The organism is Macrococcus brunensis (assembly GCF_022343725.1).
Lineage (GTDB): Bacteria > Bacillota > Bacilli > Staphylococcales > Staphylococcaceae > Macrococcus > Macrococcus brunensis.
On record NZ_CP092179.1, the window covers coordinates 719,671 to 737,699 of the forward strand.

At 42.9% G+C, this 18,029-nt stretch carries 18 protein-coding genes; 12 read left to right on the plus strand and 6 right to left on the minus strand.

Going from position 1 to position 18,029, the window contains the following annotated elements; genetic code table 11:
- Positions 1 to 5: 5 nt before the first annotated feature.
- Entirely contained in the window at positions 6 to 374 is a 369-nt protein-coding gene (locus MGG13_RS03845) for a globin domain-containing protein (protein ID WP_420827905.1), read from the minus strand.
- Positions 375 to 413: 39 nt separating this feature from the next.
- Positions 414 to 1,004, minus strand: a complete 591-nt coding sequence (locus tag MGG13_RS03850; protein WP_239035423.1) for a CYTH domain-containing protein — start codon at positions 1,002 to 1,004, stop codon at positions 414 to 416.
- A gap of 116 nt (positions 1,005 to 1,120) precedes the next feature.
- Here MGG13_RS03850 and MGG13_RS03855 point away from each other — a divergent pair, with 116 nt between their 5' ends.
- The 7 genes from MGG13_RS03855 (at position 1,121) to MGG13_RS03885 (ending at position 8,149) form a co-directional block, all read left to right on the plus strand.
- Positions 1,121 to 1,465, plus strand: a complete 345-nt coding sequence (locus MGG13_RS03855; RefSeq protein WP_133432344.1) for a UPF0738 family protein — start codon at positions 1,121 to 1,123, stop codon at positions 1,463 to 1,465.
- A 14-nt stretch (positions 1,466 to 1,479) separates the two neighbouring features.
- The gene (yjbM, locus tag MGG13_RS03860) at positions 1,480 to 2,103 is read left to right on the plus strand and encodes a GTP diphosphokinase (RefSeq protein WP_133432343.1); all 624 of its coding nucleotides are present in this window, start codon (positions 1,480 to 1,482) and stop codon (positions 2,101 to 2,103) included.
- 11 nt (positions 2,104 to 2,114) lie between these two features.
- The gene (locus MGG13_RS03865; RefSeq protein ID WP_133432342.1) at positions 2,115 to 2,912 is read left to right on the plus strand and encodes an NAD kinase; all 798 of its coding nucleotides are present in this window, start codon (positions 2,115 to 2,117) and stop codon (positions 2,910 to 2,912) included.
- Position 2,913: 1 nt separating this feature from the next.
- The gene (locus MGG13_RS03870) at positions 2,914 to 3,759 is read left to right on the plus strand and encodes an RluA family pseudouridine synthase (protein WP_239035424.1); all 846 of its coding nucleotides are present in this window, start codon (positions 2,914 to 2,916) and stop codon (positions 3,757 to 3,759) included.
- A gap of 36 nt (positions 3,760 to 3,795) precedes the next feature.
- The gene (locus tag MGG13_RS03875; protein ID WP_239035425.1) at positions 3,796 to 5,628 is read left to right on the plus strand and encodes a cation:proton antiporter domain-containing protein; all 1,833 of its coding nucleotides are present in this window, start codon (positions 3,796 to 3,798) and stop codon (positions 5,626 to 5,628) included.
- A gap of 122 nt (positions 5,629 to 5,750) precedes the next feature.
- Positions 5,751 to 6,521 carry an enoyl-ACP reductase FabI gene (gene fabI / locus MGG13_RS03880; RefSeq protein WP_239035426.1) on the plus strand — a complete coding sequence of 257 codons (771 nt, stop codon included), beginning with the start codon at positions 5,751 to 5,753 and terminating at the stop codon, positions 6,519 to 6,521.
- Between the two features lie 179 nt (positions 6,522 to 6,700).
- Complete coding sequence (locus MGG13_RS03885) at positions 6,701 to 8,149, plus strand: IS1182 family transposase (RefSeq protein ID WP_239035427.1); 1,449 nt, start codon at positions 6,701 to 6,703, stop codon at positions 8,147 to 8,149.
- A gap of 132 nt (positions 8,150 to 8,281) precedes the next feature.
- Here MGG13_RS03885 and MGG13_RS03890 read toward each other — a convergent pair whose 3' ends face one another.
- Both MGG13_RS03890 and MGG13_RS03895 read right to left on the minus strand, forming a co-directional pair.
- On the minus strand, positions 8,282 to 8,779 hold the full coding sequence (locus MGG13_RS03890) for a 2'-5' RNA ligase family protein (RefSeq protein ID WP_239035428.1): 498 nt from the start codon (positions 8,777 to 8,779) through the stop codon (positions 8,282 to 8,284).
- Between the two features lie 40 nt (positions 8,780 to 8,819).
- Entirely contained in the window at positions 8,820 to 9,521 is a 702-nt protein-coding gene (locus MGG13_RS03895) for an alpha/beta hydrolase (RefSeq protein ID WP_239035429.1), read from the minus strand.
- A gap of 103 nt (positions 9,522 to 9,624) precedes the next feature.
- Here MGG13_RS03895 and MGG13_RS03900 point away from each other — a divergent pair, with 103 nt between their 5' ends.
- A complete protein-coding gene (locus MGG13_RS03900) occupies positions 9,625 to 10,737 on the plus strand; it encodes an AI-2E family transporter (protein ID WP_239035430.1) in 1,113 nt (370 codons plus the stop codon).
- On the opposite strand, the gene ltaA is transcribed toward MGG13_RS03900, so the two are convergent.
- Complete coding sequence (gene ltaA / locus MGG13_RS03905; RefSeq protein ID WP_239035431.1) at positions 10,732 to 11,931, minus strand: lipoteichoic acid biosynthesis MFS flippase LtaA; 1,200 nt, start codon at positions 11,929 to 11,931, stop codon at positions 10,732 to 10,734. The genes MGG13_RS03900 and ltaA overlap by 6 nt on opposite strands.
- Positions 11,909 to 13,075, minus strand: a complete 1,167-nt coding sequence (locus MGG13_RS03910; protein ID WP_133432784.1) for a diglucosyl diacylglycerol synthase — start codon at positions 13,073 to 13,075, stop codon at positions 11,909 to 11,911. The genes ltaA and MGG13_RS03910 overlap by 23 nt, the downstream gene beginning before the upstream one ends.
- Before the next feature lie 201 nt (positions 13,076 to 13,276).
- Between MGG13_RS03910 and MGG13_RS03915 the strand changes: the two genes are divergently transcribed.
- From MGG13_RS03915 to MGG13_RS03930, 4 genes are read left to right on the plus strand one after another with little or no spacing between them, the layout of a single operon-like run.
- Positions 13,277 to 14,752, plus strand: coding sequence for a UDP-N-acetylmuramoyl-L-alanyl-D-glutamate--L-lysine ligase (locus tag MGG13_RS03915; RefSeq protein ID WP_239035432.1), 1,476 nt, complete (start codon positions 13,277 to 13,279; stop codon positions 14,750 to 14,752).
- Positions 14,733 to 14,972 (plus strand): YueH family protein, encoded by a 240-nt coding sequence (locus MGG13_RS03920; RefSeq protein WP_133432786.1) that lies wholly within the window; start codon positions 14,733 to 14,735, stop codon positions 14,970 to 14,972. Before MGG13_RS03915 ends, MGG13_RS03920 begins: the two co-directional genes overlap by 20 nt.
- 10 nt (positions 14,973 to 14,982) lie before the next feature.
- Positions 14,983 to 16,545: a peptide chain release factor 3 gene (locus tag MGG13_RS03925; protein WP_239035433.1), complete on the plus strand. Its 1,563-nt coding sequence runs from the start codon at positions 14,983 to 14,985 to the stop codon at positions 16,543 to 16,545.
- A gap of 16 nt (positions 16,546 to 16,561) precedes the next feature.
- Positions 16,562 to 18,028 (plus strand): S1C family serine protease, encoded by a 1,467-nt coding sequence (locus MGG13_RS03930; RefSeq protein WP_239035434.1) that lies wholly within the window; start codon positions 16,562 to 16,564, stop codon positions 18,026 to 18,028.
- Position 18,029 lies beyond the last annotated feature (1 nt).

Here is an 18,029-nt window from a genome sequence, read left to right on the forward strand (position 1 = left end):
TACATTTAGTCTTCAGAATTCACCATATGTGTGGCTGTCATTTCGAGACGCTCCAATATAAATGCTCTGAGTTCACTGTCCATATCGAAATCATTCAGTGCTCGGGTCATATTGTCGACCCAGGCATCACGTTCGAATGTCGTGATTTTAAAAGGAAGATGGCGCATTCTGAGCATAGGATGACCATGCTCTTCGGTATAGAGCGCAGGTCCTCCTAAAAACTGTGTTAAAAATTGCTTCTGTTTGCGGGCAGTCTCTGCAAAGTCACCTGGGAAAAGGTGGTTGATTCTGGAATCAGCCTCTACATAAGAGTAGAAACGATCGATTACAGCTTCAAGCGTTTCCTGTCCGATTGCTTCATAAGGTGTGACCATAATTTTCGTCCTTTACTTTAATATATCACTTATATGGAATTATGAAAGTGATTTGCTTGTAAGCGCTTTATGTCTCGCATAAAACCGCTGTATTTTATTAAGTGGTTTCTTCGACTGAATGCCTTGCTGAGAAAGGAATGTCTCAAATTTCTCCAGGCCACTTTCGTAATCTGACACTTCATATTCAAGCTCAAAATCTTCTGTATCGAGGTAGTGGCTGGCATCTAGAACGAGCAGACCGCCGTCATATGGAATTTCGCGACGTTCTGTCGACAAAGCACCGACAATGTAAAGAGAGTCTACATCAATCCCGCGTGATTCCAGCTGCTGTCTGATATTATCAGGAAGTTCATGCTGGTTGATATGCTCATCATCCAGCATGGTCGGATTAATCTTACCATGGTATTCCATAATGCCCACTTCCTGCGGGACTTTCAGCGTCATCATCAGGCTGTCACCTGTATCGCGTATACGAAGAGCTATACGAGCTGCAGCAATCTCTTCATGCGTATTATCAATATAAAAATTCGTCTGTGTAATCACAGCTGCTTCTTTAAAGTAAGTATTTCTGAGACGATCGTATACAGGGTAATCGATTAAATTTTTAAATTCGATTTCTAATTCTTCCACGTTATCCCCTCCAACAATTATTATGGCGGACAATCTATTTGAAGTAAAGTCAGAGGGATTCTCTATATTGAAGCGCTTTTTTATGATAAAATATGTTTGTCAAAGGAGAGATTATAATGAATTTACATGTTAATGAAATCAAGTTAGTGAATGACCAGGTTCATGTCTTTACAGCAGAAGAACCACTTGAACTGACCGCAACAGGTCAGATGATCACAGATAGCGACCATTTTCAGTTCGTCTATCAGCTGGATGATGGTGAACGCTACCAGCATCTCCGTTTCGTAGAAGAAACATGGGAGATGATGAACCAGTATAAGGACAAGGACTGGTATTTATACGGAACGATTGAACTTGTGCGCTTCACAGAAGAGTTTGAGCTGCTGCTCGACAACATTAAAGATAACCATAACTACGGCAAAGCGTTTACTGAAAAAGTAGAAGAGGTATTCGCGTTATAAAGGGGTGAGCCCGTATGAATCAATGGGACATATTTTTAGCGCCTTATAAACAGGCGATTGATGAACTTAAGATGAAATTAAAAGGAATCCGGAAGCAATATCATTCTGCAGGGTTATCTTCACCGATAGAATTTGTGACAGGTCGTGTGAAGCCGATTCCGAGTATTATCGAGAAAGCCAACCAAAGGGGAATTCCATTCGATAAACTGTCTGAAGAGATGTATGATATTGCTGGACTCAGACTGATGTGTCAGTTTGTTGATGACATCGACACGGTTGTTCAGCTGCTTCGTGACCGCAAGGATTTCGAAGTGGTTGAAGAGCGTGACTACATTAAAGAAACGAAGGAAAGCGGCTATCGTTCTTACCATGTCATCATCCGGTATCCGATTGAGACGCTTGACGGGCAGAAGTTTATTCTGGCTGAGATTCAGATCCGTACACTTGCTATGAATTTCTGGGCAACGATTGAGCATACGCTCCGTTATAAATATGATGGTGATTATCCACCGCAGATACAGACACGTCTGGAAAATGCGGCTGAAGCGGCCTATCTTCTGGATCAGGAGATGTCTGAGATTCGCGAAGAGATCATTGAGGCACAGAAGTTCTATACCGAACAACGAAGTGAACGATAAGGAGAACGCATATGAAATTTGCGATATTATCTAAAGGCGATTCGAAAAGTGATGCCCTTAAACAGAAGATGATGAGTTATATGAAGGACTTCGAAATGATTGAGGATACCGAGGCACCGGACATCGTCATCTCTGTCGGAGGTGACGGTACACTCCTCCAGGCATTCCATACATATAGTCATCGTCTGGATGATTGCAGTTTCGTCGGTATACATACCGGCCATCTAGGGTTCTATGCAGACTGGCTGCCGCATGAAGTGGAAAAACTGGTCATTGCGATTAAGAATGAACCGATGCTGCGAATTGAATATCCGCTCATCGAAACGATTGTGCGTTATGAACAAGGCCGTGAGACCCGTTTCCTGGCTCTGAACGAAGCCACCATCAAAACACATAATGGTGCCACACTGGTCGTTGATGTAGATATCCGGGGTCAGCACTTCGAACGTTTCAGAGGAGACGGACTCTGTCTGTCTACACCAAGTGGTTCTACAGCCTATAATAAAGCGCTGGGCGGCGCACTGATGCATCCGTCACTCGAGGCAATGCAGATGACAGAGATAGCGTCTATCAACAACCGGGTGTTCAGAACAGTGGGTAGTCCGCTGATTTTACCGAAACATCATACATTGCACGTTACGCCGGTCAACAAAGGGAAGTTTATGTTGACGATTGATCACATTACAAGTGAACATCAAGGTATTAAATCCATTCAGTACCGCGTTGCAGATGAAAAAATCAGGTTTGCTCGTTTCCGCCCATTCCCGTTCTGGAAACGCGTGCACGATTCCTTTATAGCGAGTGAATAATATGGAACTTAAATTTCAAGTAACTGAACAGATGCTTCTGCGCGCCTTTTTAGCAGAGCAGTCTATATCAAAAAAAAGTCTGAGCGCCATCAAGCTGAATGGCGCTCTTTTAGTTAATGGTGATAAAAAAACTGTGCGTGCGACTGTTATGCCGGGTGATATTGTCACCGTCCGATTACCGGCAGAAACACCGAGTGCAAGTCTCGTGCCCAGCACGGGGCCATTAACGATTCTTTATGAAGACGAAGCGCTTTGTATGGTCAACAAGCCGGCCGGGGTGTCGACGATGCCTTCACAGCTACACCCGCACGACAGCTTACTGGAACGCGTGTTATTTCATTTCGAGCAGACAGGCACAACTGGCATCCCGCATATCGTCACGAGACTCGACAGGCAGACAAGCGGTGTCGTTATATTTGCCAAACACCAGCTGATTCATCACTGGATGACGGGTATCATCGATAAGCTGTATCTATGTGCGGTAACAGGTCAGCTGCCTGTACGCGGAACCATTGATCTCCCAATCAGACGCAAGTCAGAGTCAATTATCGAGCGTGTGACAGCGCCTGACGGCAAACCTGCGCTGACGAGTTATCTGACGCTGATACGCCATGATTATTCTGTCGCACTTGTCAGACTGCATACAGGCAGGACCCACCAGATTCGCGTTCATTTTAAAGCGATCGGTCATCCGCTATTAGGCGATACGCTTTATGGGACTGATCATTCATTAAAGCGCCAGGCACTCCACGCTTTTCAAGTGACATTTAGACATCCAGTTACCAAACAGATAATGACTAGTCAGGCACCAGTACCACATGATTTAAGTTTTGTCATACCAATATGATATAATAAATTGATTTTTTATAAATAGGAGGTAAATATGGAACATCATCATATGTTATCGCTTGTCATCATCGTGATGACAGCGCTTATTACGCCTTTACTGGTCAATCGTCTGCATCTGAATTTTCTGCCGGTGGTCGTAGCAGAGATTCTGATGGGGATTCTGATCGGTAAATCTGTGCTGAATCTCGTTGAACCGAACGAAGTTTTAAATATCCTGTCCACACTCGGCGTCATCTTCCTGATGTTCCTAAGTGGAGTTGAGATTGACTTCTCTGCATTTAAGTCAAATAAGGACAGTAAGTCTAAATCCAAGGAACCAAATCGACTCCTTCTGACCTCAACGATATTTGCAGCGATATTTCTGCTCTCTCTTCTGGCAGCTTACATTCTGAAATGGGTCGGGCTGGTAGATGATGTCTTCTTGATGGTCATTATTATCTCGACTATTTCGCTCGGTGTCGTCGTACCGACATTGAAAGAAATGAATCTGCTGAAAACGTCAATCGGGCAGATTATTCTGTTAGTTGCTGTTATAGCAGACCTTGCTACGATGCTGCTACTGACCGTCTACGGGACACTTCACGCTAAAGGAGATTCTCCTATCTGGCTGATCGGTATCCTGGTTGTCTTTACAGCGATCTTCTATTTCATGGGTGGCTATTTCAAGAAATCTAAACTTATCCATAAATTGCTGGAAGGGACAACTCAGATCGGTATCCGTGCGGTCTTTGCCATGATTATTCTGCTCGTTACATTAGCGGAAGGGGTCGGTGCAGAGAATATTCTCGGTGCATTCCTAGCAGGGGTCGTCGTCAGCTTACTGGGTCCTGATAAAGATATGATTCATAAGCTTGATTCATTCGGCTATGGTTTCTTTATACCGATTTTCTTCATCATGGTCGGTGTCGACTTAAATATTCGTGAACTGCTGAAGGATCCATCGATCTTGCTCATCATTCCGATTCTTTTCGTCATCTTCTTCCTGACGAAAGTGATTCCACTGAGTGTTTTAATGAAATGGTATGACAAGAAGACGGTTTTAGCCTCTTCTTTCCTGCTTACTTCAACACTCTCACTCGTTATCGTCAGCGCTAAGCTTGCTGAACAACTGGGGACTATTTCCAATACATTGTCCGGTACATTGATTTTAAGTGCCATCATTACATGTGTCATTGTGCCTGTATTCTTCAAGAAGCTGTTTCCGGTTGAGATCAGTGAAGAAAGAATTATTAACATCGCATTTATCGGCAAGAACCAGTTATCAGTGCCGATTGCTCAGACGTTTAACACTGAACTTTATCATCCGACGCTGTACTATCTAGAAAATAACAACTATAAGCAGGAAATTACAGACTTAGATGTCATTGAAATTGAAGAGTACGCACCTGAGATTCTTGAAGCAGCAGGACTTTTTGATAATGATATCGTCGTCTGCTCGGCAAACGATACACATATTAATGTCAAAGTTGCTTTAATGGCGAAAGCACATGGTGTTGAGCGCGTCATCTGTCGTCAGGCGAATGCCGGCGAAGATGCCGAGTTACAGGCAGCAGGTGTTGAAATCTTCAATGAGTTTGACAGTACTAAAACATTGCTGAAGAGCATGATCGAATCACCGAATATGCTCAGCCTGTTATCAAACGTCGAGTCTTCACTTTACGAGATCGAAATGCTGAATACGCGTTATCACGAGATGACACTCCGCGAATTCCCGTTCGGCGGCAATATCATCTTCGTCCGTATTCTGCGCAATAATAATTCTATCGTACCGCATGGTGACACTGAGCTGCACTTTAAAGACCGTCTGATTGTGACGGGTAGCAGACAGTATGTGGACCAGCTGAAACGAGAACTGGAACTCTTCTGAATAAAATGAATGAAAGTGTCGCGACTGGATTAAAATTCGCGACACTTTCACTATTTCTTGCAATATGAGCGTATTATCGATAAATTAGTAGTAGGTACTAATTTAAGAATGAGAGGGATAGTATGTTAAATTTAGAAAATCAGCGCTTTGTCATTATGGGTGTAGCCAACAAGCGCAGTATCGGATACGGCGTAGCACAAGTGCTGGACGCAGCAGGAGCAGAAGTGATCTTCACATACCGTAAGGAGCGTTCAAAAGAAGCGATTCTTAAGCTGCTGCCTGACTTGAAAAACAATAGTGAGGCACTCGTAGTTCAATGTGATGCAGAAGATGATGCTTCTATTATTCAAGCATTCGAAGAAATCGGTCAGACAGGAAAAATCAACGGGGTATATCACTCAATTGCCTTTGCTGATCCTGAAGACTTACGCGGACGTTTTTCAGAGACATCTCGTGAGGGTTTCTTAAAAGCACACAGCATCAGTTCATATTCACTGACGATTGCTGCGCGTGAAGCAAGCAAAATCATGGCAGAGAACGGCAGTATCGTTACAACGACTTACCTGGGCGGCGAAATCGCAATTGAGAACTATAATGTCATGGGTGTGGCAAAAGCATCACTTGAATCAAATGTCCGCTATCTGGCACTAGATTTAGGCGCTCAAGGTATTCGTGTCAATGCTATTTCAGCAGGTCCTATTCGTACAGTCAGTGCGAAAGGTGTCGGCGGCTTAAGCACTATTCTTCATCAAGTAGAAGAACGTGCCCCGTTAAAACGTAATGTCGATATCATTGATGTCGGACGTACGGCAGCTTATTTACTCAGTGACCTATCCAGCGGTGTTACAGGTGAGAACATTCACGTGGATTCCGGTTATCATATCGTCCGCTAAAAAAGAGACCTTCTGCTGAAAGGCCACTGAAAATCCCCTTTAATAATCTACGATTATTCTGATGATTAAAGAAGAATCGCAATTGAATAAAAATCTTTTAGAGAACATGAATTTTGAAATTCATGTTTTTTATTTTGTTCTCATCATTTAAACTTAAGGAAACAGGGGGGAGTCGTTCGATGATCAGACCGGATTCACAGAAGATGAACAGTAATTATTCAGACCTTTATGACAGAGTTGTACCTAAAAATAACAAACTGAGAAGAGTGAAAGACATTATCGATTTTTCATTCATCTACGATGAAGTAATAGAAAATTATTCGATAACGAAAGGAAGAAGTGCCGTAAGTCCTGTCAGAATGTTTAAATATCTGCTTGTGAAAGTTATTTTTGATTTATCAGACGTTGATGTGGTGGAACGCTCACGTTATGATATGTCTTTTAAGTTTTTTCTGGATATGGCGCCTGAAGAAGAAGTGATTCACTCCAGTTCTCTCACAAAGTTTAGAAAGCTTCGTCTCAAGGACATGAACCTGCTGGATCTGCTGATTAAAACTTCCGTTGAAACAGCACAAAATCAGGGCGTTCTAAATGGGTCCACCTTAATCGTTGATGCCACCCATAGTCAGTCGAGGTACAATGCTTACCTCCCGAAGGATATTCTTCAGAAACGTTCAAATCAGATTGTAGATGCCGCAGGCAAAATAGATGACACGAAGATAAAACCTCTAAAGCTTAATGATTGTTCTACAAAAGAAGCACTGGATCTGTCGAAATCTTTTCTGGATGATCTGTTAAAAGAAGAAAAGTATCTGTCCATTCCATCCGTGAAAGAAAAAATAAACTATTTCAAAGAAACAATTGAGGATTGTGAGTCAACCTATACAGTATCGGTGGATGAAGATGCACGTGTTGGGCACAAATCAGAAGATAAGTCGTTCTTTGGCTATAAGAACCATCTCGCAATGAACACCGACCGTATCATCACAGCGGCTGTTGTAACTACCGGAGAGAAATCCGATGGATGTTACCTGTCGCAGTTGATTGAGAAATCACGTGAAAATGGTGTAGAAGTGGACACCGTTATAGGTGACACAGCCTACTCATCAAGAGACAATCTTGATTACTGCTTTAATGATAATATCGAACTGGTTTCAAAGCTCCATCCCCATATTGTTCATGGTGTCCGTAAAGAGAATCAGGCCTTTGAATATAATAAGGATGCAGGTATGTTTGTATGTCCGGCAGGACAGTTAGCCGTTAGAAAAGCGCGTCAGGGAAAAAAGCAGGGTCAAAACCAGACGGATACTTATTATTTTGACATTGATAAATGCCAGATCTGCCCTCTCAAAATAGGATGTTATAGAGATGGCGCTAAATCTAAAACATACAGCGTGACAATAAAATCAGAAACCCATAAACATCAGATGAATTTCATGGATTCTGAAAGATTCAAGTTAATCTCAAGAAAACGATATATGATTGAGGCAAAGAACTCTGAATTAAAAAATAGACACGGTATGAAAAGATCAAAATACGCGGGTCTATTAAATATGGAAATGCAGACGGCTGCGACAATATTCGTAGTGAATATCAAAAGAATCATAAAACTTATAGATGAAAAATAGTATAAAAGAACCCGTTATTTCCTAATGTTGAGGAAATTGACGGGTTCTTTTATACTATTGAGTTGTTGGAATTAGTGAGCTTATAGAAAATCGTGAGATTTTCAGTGGCCTCTCTGCTGAAAGGTCTCTTTTTTACTGGCCTAGTTTAAATGTTTCGTAGACGTTCCAGTGGCCGTTTTCCAGCTGATAGCAGAGACTGATCTTGTCAATCGTCTCACTGTAATTCACACTTGTCATCTGCAGCTGGCCAAAGACATCCTCAAATTCCTGACCTGTCAGATCCTGTGCAATCGTAAAGTGAGGCACAAATGGATGTGGATCTTCGCCGAAGACTTCAGCTAACTTGCTATGTAAATGTGAGAGCTCATCATTTTTCTCCACTTTGAAATAAATCACATTTTTTAGCGGTGCAAAATTCGATACTTTATTGATCTGAATATCAAAGTGAGAGACTTGATGCGCAACATCTGCTATTTTCTGAGCAACATCATCTATATCATTAGCCTCAAAATGACTTTTCAGTGTCATATGCGGTGCGATGACGGTATAGTGCGAATCATAGCGCTTGCGGTAAGAATTGATTTTCTCCTGCAGTTCTAAAGTAGGGAAGATAGCGATACCTAAGTTCATATTGTTGCCTCCTTATCGTTAATACTGCAATTATAACAAATTACTCTCCTAAAAAATATAAAAGAGTGGAAGCGATTTCTGGTTTCCATGTCTTCCACGTATGGCCGCCGTCCAGTTCCCGGTATTCATGTTCGATACCTCTATTATTCAGTTCAGAGTGAAAAGAACGGTTAGGCGTAAGAAAGTCTGCGATCTCTCCTGACATCAGCTTAAATGCATCTTCCTCTTTACCGATCAGCTGAACGTACTTCACAGGGTGCCGTAACGCCTCAAGTTCCTGGTGGATTGCCTCTGTTATCATCGGACTGAATAATGCCGCTTGATTAAACTGTGCGTCATGCAGGGAGATAGATAAGGCGATACTCGCTGCCAGGCTGTCACCCATTAACAGTCGCTGATCAGATACGGCAAAATGTTCAGTTACGAAACTCTCCAGCTCTGTCGTGACAAAATCAATCATTTTCATTTTATGCGGGCTGTCTGGATGATATTCTTTCGAACGAGTCGCCACATCCGGATAATGAATAAAGATGATGATACTCGCAGTCACATCAGTACTTAGCTTCTCGTACTGTCTATGCAGCTGGCCCAGCTGGCTGAAATCCTGACCATCAAATGCCATGATAACGGCATGTTCTTTGAGCGCTGAGTAGTTTTCAGGCAGGTAGATGCCAAGCTTGACCGAACGGTTGAGAGAAGGGCTATTTATTTCATAAGGCGTAACCAGTCCACGTTTAAACATATGATCATTCATTTCTTTTTCTTAATTTTAGCATAAATGAATTTAAGGCAATAAATTAGGGGTAATAGAGTATAATGAAAATATCAAACAGAAGGAGGACTCTATGTTTAATAAAGTCTGGTTCAGAGTAGCGGTCGGGCTGCTGCTTGCATTTTTAATTATTAAATATTTCCTTGAAATCAATCATATCTTCTATCCGTTGATCGTGATTGTGCAGTCAATTGCACTACCCCTTATTCTAGGTGGTTTCCTCTACTACATTACGGTGCCGTTTCAAAACTATCTTGAGCGAAAACGTAATATGTCCCGCGGGAAAAGTTTACTGATCATTATTCTACTGATGATTATATTAGTCGCTATCTTTGTATTGATGATTGCGCCTATACTGACAAATCAGGTGTCATCATTTATCAATAACTTCCCGACTATCCAAAAAGAGTTTCAGTCTTATATTAGTTATGCGCTTGACCAGCGTGACAAGCTGCCGGATGATGTCAAACAACGTATCAATGATATGATTCAGAAACTGAATAATATGACGGGGACATTACTGACAAACAGCGTTCAGTATTTAACTACATTTGTCTCCACGTTATTCTTACTGATTCTTGTACCATTCTTCCTGATCTATATGCTGAAGGACCATGACCGTTTTATTCCTTTTGCCTCTATGCCTTTTACAGGAAAGCGTAAAGAGTTTATCGTTAATCTGCTTAAAGATATCGACAAAACACTTCGCAGTTATATTCAGGGTCAGGTGACAGTCAGTATCATTTTAGGTACATTACTGTTAATCGGTTATCTTGTGATCGGGCTTGATTATGCACTTGTTCTTGCTTTATGGGGGATGGTGACGAACCTCATTCCGTTCCTTGGGCCTTATTTAGCGATAATTCCGGCACTCATCATCGCACTGATTCAGGATCCTGTAATGGTGATTTATGTCATCATCATTATGACAGTCGCACAGCAGCTGGAAGGGAATGTCATTACGCCGAACATCATGGGTAAGACACTCAATATACATCCTCTAACGATTATCACTGTAATTTTAGCAGCTGGTAATCTCGGTGGATTTGTTGCTATTTTGGTAGCGGTACCGACTTATGCTGTACTGAAGACGATTGTGACGAATATTTACAGACAGCGTCAGAACATTACGATACAGGCCAATAAAGTAGTAGAAGATGAGAACGAAAAAAAGAACCCTTTATAAGGGTTCTTTTTTTTGCTTCTGATGCTGGTTGATGAAGAAGAAGCTGTAAAATAGGACAAGTAATGCGAAGATGAGAGCAGATACATAAAGTGTCATATTGACGTTCCTAGCTATTTCAGCGACAAAACCGCCGACAACGGGACCAATCATTGTTCCGACTCCTTGCAGGCTGTTAAAGACGCCCCATGACTCTTCCTTCTGTTCCTCGTGAACATTTTCGGCGACAAATGTATTCCAGCCGGGTAAGAGCATGCCGTAGAAAAGACCGATAATCAGCCCGATAATGAGTGCCAGCATAAAGAGATGAAGCTGGCTTAAAACGAAAATACTGATACCAAAGACCAGAAATCCCAAGATAATAATGATATGGCTGACAAAACGAGGCAGACGATCCATGATTTTAGAAATGAAAAGCATAGCTATCGTACAGCCTACGCCACCCGCGATTAACAGATACGTATATTCAAGCGTCGTCACATGCAGATGTTTGACTGCATAGGATGGTAATATAGGTACCAGCATCCCGATAGCGATACCTTGAAAGACAATACCGGGAAACAAGACTAAATGTCGTGTCATGACATGTTTAATTAATTTAAGCTGAGCGCTCATGGATTTCTTTTCGATATAAGAGACTTCAGTCTTAACGAAGAAATAAAGAATCCATGAAATAAAGGCAACAAGTGCCATTAAAAATGTATAGCGCGTCGGATGGACTTTAAAAATCAGGTTCATGCTGATCATACCCGAAAGCATACCGACGAGCCAGGCGAAGTAAACGTAACCCATCTGCTTGGCGCGCGCATCTTCATTAACTGAGCTCAGCATAACAACCCATATCGGACAGACCGCCACACCGAGCAGAATAGCGGCTAAGAAATAGACAACGATATGATGGCTGAAGACAATCAGACTGAGAGAAGCGACGGCGAGCAGAAAGCATAGGTTTAAGACTTTCTTCGTACCGAAGCGTCGCAGCAGAAACCCTGTCGAGAAATTCATCAGCGCATCGCTGATGAAATGAAGTGAGATACAGACAGAGGTCACACCAACTGAAATTCCGAGCGCCGTAGTTGGCAGGATAGGCAGATAACTCAAGATGAACATCCCTCTGGCAAATTCCATCAGAAATAGAATGACCAGCATCTTTGAGAAATCTGAACCGTGCATCTTACCTTGCAAAGATTCTCGCATAGAGCGAAGCTTTAGACTGCAACTGCTGTGTGAGAAGGGATGTATTCAGCATTTCCACAAGGTCCTGACAGATGACTTCAGAAGAATGTGCACGATAACCTGCTTGCATGGCATTTTTCATCTGTGCAAGTTCGCGTGAATCAGTTAATAGGGAGGTGAGGACGTGCAATGTCTCATCGACCGTATGCGTTATTCGTGCGTAGCCCATACGACTGAAATAAACAGCATTCTCACCTTCCTGGCCAGGTGCCGGATTGAAGAAGACAAGTGGAATAGCCTGACTTAAACTCTCAGAGATAGTGATACCGCCTGGTTTCGTCAGCATCAGGTCACAGGCATTCATCCACTCATCCATATCGTTCGTATACCCAAGTATCTTCATATTCGGCTCTGCGTCGAATACACTGAGTTCACGCTGTAATTTCTTGCTGCTGCCACAGACAACAACAAACTGGATATCATGTTTATTGAGATCACTCAGCATTGCACTGAAGCCTTCTACAACACCGAATGCACCAGCCACCATCAGCAGTGTCTTTTTATTCGGGTCAAGACCCTGAGACTTCAGCCAGGCTGCGCGGTCACGTCTGACTTCGAATTTAGGATGGATCGGGATACCTGTCACTTGAATATCTTCAGCATCAATGCCGATAGAGGTCAGCTGTTCTTTCGTATGTTCGGCAGCGACATAATACTTTTGAGATCCTGGTGTGATCCAGTTTTTATGCATATTGTAATCAGTGATGACAGTCGCAATCGGAATCTTCAGTTTTAACTGCTGAGTGAGCAGTGAGACAACAGGCGTCGGAAAAGTCAGTAGAATCAAATCAGGTTTTTCATTCGACAGAATATTAATAAGACGGTTCAGGCCGTAATATTTATAAAAACATTTATTAATTTCATCTGGATTAGAGTAGTAGAACGCTTTGTAAGTTGAGCGGAAGTATTTGTAGCTGTTGATATACCATTTCTTTAATGCGGACGTCACAACAGGATGCGCTTCAAGAAACAGGTCGTGCTGAATAAGTGTCAGGTTACTGAGGTTCATCTGATTGAACTGATTAACGATGCTGTTCGTAACCGACAAATGTCCATTACCGAAAGAACCAGTGATAATAAGGATTTTTTTATTCTTTATCAACATTAACACGCTCCAGGAGTATAATTGTACTTAGCTAGTTTATCTCATTATAGAGACTTTGGGCAAAAAATTCGAGTACATTACAAAAAAATTACAAATACTGGACAAAAATTAATAATCAGAGCCTGAAGGGAATTCTATATTTTTCAGACTCCCACTCTAAAAAAGTGTATAATAAAGAATTGAATTAAAGGAGGTATTCCTATGAAAACTGAAGCACTGCTTGACCTGATAAAAGTAAAAAAAATAAAAGGTGAACTGCCTGAAGAAATCACCGATATTACGACAGATTCACGTACTGCCGGTCCGAACAGTCTATTCGTTGCATCAAAAGGTTATACGGTCGACAGCCACCGTTTTATCCCGAACGTCATCGAACAAGGATGCCGGCTGGTCGTGACAGAGCATGAAGTCGATGCCCCTGTTGCCCAGATTATTGTTTCTGATACATTGCGCGTGGCAAGTTTATTCGCACAGGCGATCTTTGATCATCCGGCAACGAAGCTGAAGACGTTTGGTGTGACCGGTACAAACGGCAAAACAAGCGTTGCGACTATGATTCATCATCTCCATCGTGCGCTTAACCTGCATAGTGCTTATCTGGGTACGAACGGATTACAGATAGATGAGTCAGTGACTAAGGGGGCCAACTCAACACCTGAGACCGTCACACTGACGAAAAGTATCGTCAAGGCACTGGAACAAGAAGCTGAAGCCATGAGCTTTGAAGTATCGAGTCATGGGCTCGTACTCGGACGTCTGAACGGTGTGGACTTTGACGTTGCTATATTTACAAACTTAACACAGGATCACCTGGACTTTCACGGAACAATGAAGGATTATGGTTATGCAAAATCACTCCTCTTCAGTCAGCTCGGTAACCATCAATCTTATGCCGTACTGAATAGTGATGATGCATTTTCAGAGACGCTTCGCACGGTCACGAGCCGCGAAATCATCAGTTATGGTATTGACCATCCAGCTGATTTCAGAGCATCGGATATCAATGAAACGATTTACGGCACAACGTTCACCCTTGAATCACCGGAAGGCGATTTCAAAGTAGAGAGTCCCTATCTCGGCAGATTCAATATTTACAATATTATGGCTGCTATTGCTGCGCTTTTTGCTGCTGGTCACGACATTCAGACAGTCGTTCAGGCAGTATCTAAAATGCCGCCTGTTGAAGGACGGCTGGAAGTGCTGGATCGCAGTCTGCCGATTGATCTGATTATCGATTATGCCCATACACCGGACGGTATGAATAAACTCATTGACGCTGTTCAGCCATTCGTAAAAGGTAAGCTCATTTTCCTGGTCGGCATGGCAGGGGAACGTGATTTAACGAAGACCGCTGAAATGGGGGCAATTGCCTGTCGCGCGGATTATGTCATCTTCACACCGGATAACCCGGCGAATGACGACCCGAAGAAACTGACAGATGCACTGGAAGAAGGGGCAACGCATCAGAACTTCAGATCATTCACTGACCGCAAAGAAGGTATCCTGCATGCGATAGACATGGCTGAAGAAGGCGATATGGTGGTCCTTGCTTCAAAAGGACGCGAACCTTATCAGATCATGCCGGGTTACGTTAAAGTACCGCATCGTGATGATCTAATCGGTTTAGATGCTGCTTACAAGAAATTTGGAGGTTCTCATGAAAATCAGACAAAGTAACAGTGATAACCTGACCTGTAAAGTCTATATCCATGAAAATAAGAAAGAAGAGAACTTTATCGTCAGTATTCCTGACATTTTCTTTTCGATTCAATATGACTATGACTTGTACGGTGAATCACTGATTGAACATTTATATTTACACTTATTCAATATTTTAGATGAAAAAGAAGCAGGCGAACTGGCGATGCGTATCGCACAGTGGACAAGCGAAGTTTAAGGAGAACATTATGACATTAAAACAGGAAGTAGAAATTAGAAAGACCTTTGCCATCATCTCTCACCCCGATGCCGGTAAAACAACACTGACAGAAAAACTCTTGCTTTTCGGCGGCGCCATCCGTGAAGCGGGGACAGTCAAAGGGAAGAAGACAGGGAAGTTCGCAACAAGTGACTGGATGGACGTAGAAAAAGAACGTGGTATCTCGGTAACGAGTTCTGTGATGCAGTTTGACTACGACAATTATAAAATCAATATCCTGGATACACCCGGTCACGAAGACTTCTCAGAAGATACATATCGTACACTGATGGCTGTCGATAGCGCCGTCATGGTCATCGATGCGGCAAAAGGGATAGAGCCACAGACACTGAAACTGTTTAAAGTCTGTAAAATGCGCGGTATTCCTATATTCACATTTATCAACAAACTGGACCGTGTCGGTAAAGAACCATACGAACTCCTCGAAGAAATTGAAAAGACGCTTGAAATCGAGACTTATCCGATGAACTGGCCGATCGGTATGGGGCAGTCATTCTTCGGAATCATTGACCGCGAGCATAAGACGATTGAACCGTTCCGTGATGAAGAAAATGTGCTCCATCTGAACGAGGATTTTGAACTTGTTGAAGATCATCCGATTAAAGACGACATTGCATTTGAGACAGCAGTTGAAGAACTGATGCTGGTAGACGGTGCCGGGGAAGATTTCGATGAAGAGAAACTTCGTGCGGGCGACTTAACACCCGTCTTCTTCGGTTCAGCACTCGCGAACTTCGGTGTTCAGAACTTCCTGAATGCCTACGTTGATTTCGCACCGATGCCGTCAGGACGTACCACAGCAGAAGGAGACATTGTCAGTCCGTTTGAAGAGCAGTTCTCTGGTTTTATCTTCAAGATTCAGGCCAATATGAATCCTGCTCACCGCGACAGAATCGCCTTTATGCGTATCGTGTCAGGTGCGTTTGAACGCGGCATGGATGTCACGCTCACTCGTACAGGCAAGAAGATGAAAATCTCCCGTTCAACGACTTTTATGGCAGATGATACACAGACCGTCAACCATGCTGTCAGCGGAGACATCATCGGGCTTTATGATTCCGGTAACTATCAGATCGGTGATACATTAGTCGGTGCCAACCAGAAGTTCCATTTTGAGAAACTGCCGCAGTTCACACCTGAAATCTTTATGAAGGTCAGCGCGAAAAACGTCATGAAGCAGAAGCATTTCCATAAAGGGATAGAACAGCTTGTGCAGGAAGGGGCAATTCAGCTCTATAAGACGCTATATACGAACCAGATTATTTTAGGTGCGGTCGGACAACTGCAGTTTGAAGTATTCGAGCACCGCATGAAAAATGAATATAACGTCGACGTTATTATGGAGCCAGTGGGTCGTAAGATTGCGCGCTGGATTGAGAACGAAGAAGCGATTACAGATGCGATGAACTCAAGTCGTTCGATTCTTGTGGATGACCGCTATGAAAATAAAGTCTTCCTGTTTGAGAATGAATTTGCAACACGCTGGTTCCAGGATAAGTTCCCTGAAATTAAGCTCTATAGTCTGCTGTAGTTAAAGGGGGAGCAAGATGGGGAAAATTAAAATACTGAAAAAGGAATACTTCAGACCGAAGCGTCGTTTCAGACATCATAAAGAAACACTTAATCAAGAAGACGTTGCTGAAGAAACGCACGAAGAATCAGTTCCAGATGATAATTCTGAGTTGGTTGACAAAGTGACGATTACAACGGATTCAGTTCAACATGAGGAAAATAGCGATCAGGAATCTTCTGATGAAGCTGCAGCTTCTTATCAAGAAAAGACACCTATAGAAGAACCTGTAGTCGTGCAGGAGCCTATTGTCGAAGAAACAGCGGTCAGTCAGGTTCCTGTTATCGAGCATCAGGAAGACCAGGTAACGCCTGAACCGAAATCTCAGCCTGTTAGACAAAGGGAATCTCCTCACTTCAGCTGGTTATACTTGATTCCTGCTGTTCTCTTCGGTATAGCACTCGTGATGCTCTGGAATCTCTTTACCGATACACCTGAGCATGAGAAACCGAAACCGGTTCAGGAAACGCTGACGAAGACGGAAAAAGCGATTAAACTGACAAGAGATCATGTGGTCAGTGTCGTCAATCTGCAGAAAGCCAATAATCTGTTAAACGAAAGTGAAGTACCTGAAGAAGTAGGGATTGGCAGCGGCGTCATTTATAAGGTCACTGCTAAAGAGGCCTTTATCGTGACAAACTATCATGTCATCAAAGATGCACAGAGCGTTCAGGTCACGCTTAGTAACAACAAAAAAGTAAAAGCTAGTATCATCGGCAGTGATGAATGGACGGATTTAGCAGTGATTAAGGTGCCTAAAGGACAGCTGACCGGTCAGATGAAGTTTGCTGACAGTGATAAGATTATCGTCGGACAGACAGCTATTGCAATCGGCAGTCCACTTAGTCAGACTTTTGCCGGCAGTGTCTCACAAGGCATTATCTCCGGGCTGAACCGAGCGGTGCCGGTTGATTTAGACGGCGATGGGCTCTATGACTGGGAATCGAACGTCATTCAGACAGATGCAGCAGTCAATCCAGGTAATTCTGGTGGTGCACTCGTTAACGACCAGGGAGAACTTGTCGGCATCAATGCGATGAAGATCTCTCTGGATAATGTCGAAGGCATCAGCTTTGCTATACCGAGTAATGATGTGAAGAAAATAACGGCTATATTAGAAACAAAACATAAGATAGTCAGACCTGAACTCGGTATCCAGGCGCAGGATATCAATAATCTGCAGCTGGATGCAGTGCGGCAGCAGCTGAACATTCCTGCTGATATGACGCAAGGTGTCATTGTGATGGGGGTAGAAGGCGGTTCGGCAGCCGAAGCAGCCGGTCTTCAGACTCAGGATATTATTACATCGATGGACGGCAAAAAACTTGAAAGTCTGGTGCAGTTCAGAAAAATTCTGTATTACGATCATCAGAAGGGTGATACATTGACGATGACCGTAACGCGACAGGGTAAAACAAAGCAGCTGAAAGCAATTTTAAAGTAAA

Excerpts from the sequence above, each read along its gene's own strand:
- MGG13_RS03910 (WP_133432784.1), bottom strand. The coding sequence starts at position 13,075 with ATGTTGATAAAGAATAAAAAAATCCTTATTATCACTGGTTCTTTCGGT.
- yjbM (WP_133432343.1), top strand. The coding sequence starts at position 1,480 with ATGAATCAATGGGACATATTTTTAGCGCCTTATAAACAGGCGATTGAT.
- MGG13_RS03870 (WP_239035424.1), top strand. The coding sequence starts at position 2,914 with ATGGAACTTAAATTTCAAGTAACTGAACAGATGCTTCTGCGCGCCTTT.
- MGG13_RS03845 (WP_420827905.1), bottom strand. The coding sequence starts at position 374 with ATGGTCACACCTTATGAAGCAATCGGACAGGAAACGCTTGAAGCTGTA.
- ltaA (WP_239035431.1), bottom strand. The coding sequence starts at position 11,931 with ATGCGAGAATCTTTGCAAGGTAAGATGCACGGTTCAGATTTCTCAAAG.
- MGG13_RS03875 (WP_239035425.1), top strand. The coding sequence starts at position 3,796 with ATGGAACATCATCATATGTTATCGCTTGTCATCATCGTGATGACAGCG.
- fabI (WP_239035426.1), top strand. The coding sequence starts at position 5,751 with ATGTTAAATTTAGAAAATCAGCGCTTTGTCATTATGGGTGTAGCCAAC.
- MGG13_RS03930 (WP_239035434.1), top strand. The coding sequence starts at position 16,562 with ATGGGGAAAATTAAAATACTGAAAAAGGAATACTTCAGACCGAAGCGT.
- MGG13_RS03915 (WP_239035432.1), top strand. The coding sequence starts at position 13,277 with ATGAAAACTGAAGCACTGCTTGACCTGATAAAAGTAAAAAAAATAAAA.
- MGG13_RS03925 (WP_239035433.1), top strand. The coding sequence starts at position 14,983 with ATGACATTAAAACAGGAAGTAGAAATTAGAAAGACCTTTGCCATCATC.
- MGG13_RS03920 (WP_133432786.1), top strand. The coding sequence starts at position 14,733 with ATGAAAATCAGACAAAGTAACAGTGATAACCTGACCTGTAAAGTCTAT.
- MGG13_RS03890 (WP_239035428.1), bottom strand. The coding sequence starts at position 8,779 with ATGAACTTAGGTATCGCTATCTTCCCTACTTTAGAACTGCAGGAGAAA.
- MGG13_RS03885 (WP_239035427.1), top strand. The coding sequence starts at position 6,701 with ATGATCAGACCGGATTCACAGAAGATGAACAGTAATTATTCAGACCTT.
- MGG13_RS03855 (WP_133432344.1), top strand. The coding sequence starts at position 1,121 with ATGAATTTACATGTTAATGAAATCAAGTTAGTGAATGACCAGGTTCAT.
- MGG13_RS03900 (WP_239035430.1), top strand. The coding sequence starts at position 9,625 with ATGTTTAATAAAGTCTGGTTCAGAGTAGCGGTCGGGCTGCTGCTTGCA.
- MGG13_RS03865 (WP_133432342.1), top strand. The coding sequence starts at position 2,115 with ATGAAATTTGCGATATTATCTAAAGGCGATTCGAAAAGTGATGCCCTT.
- MGG13_RS03895 (WP_239035429.1), bottom strand. The coding sequence starts at position 9,521 with ATGTTTAAACGTGGACTGGTTACGCCTTATGAAATAAATAGCCCTTCT.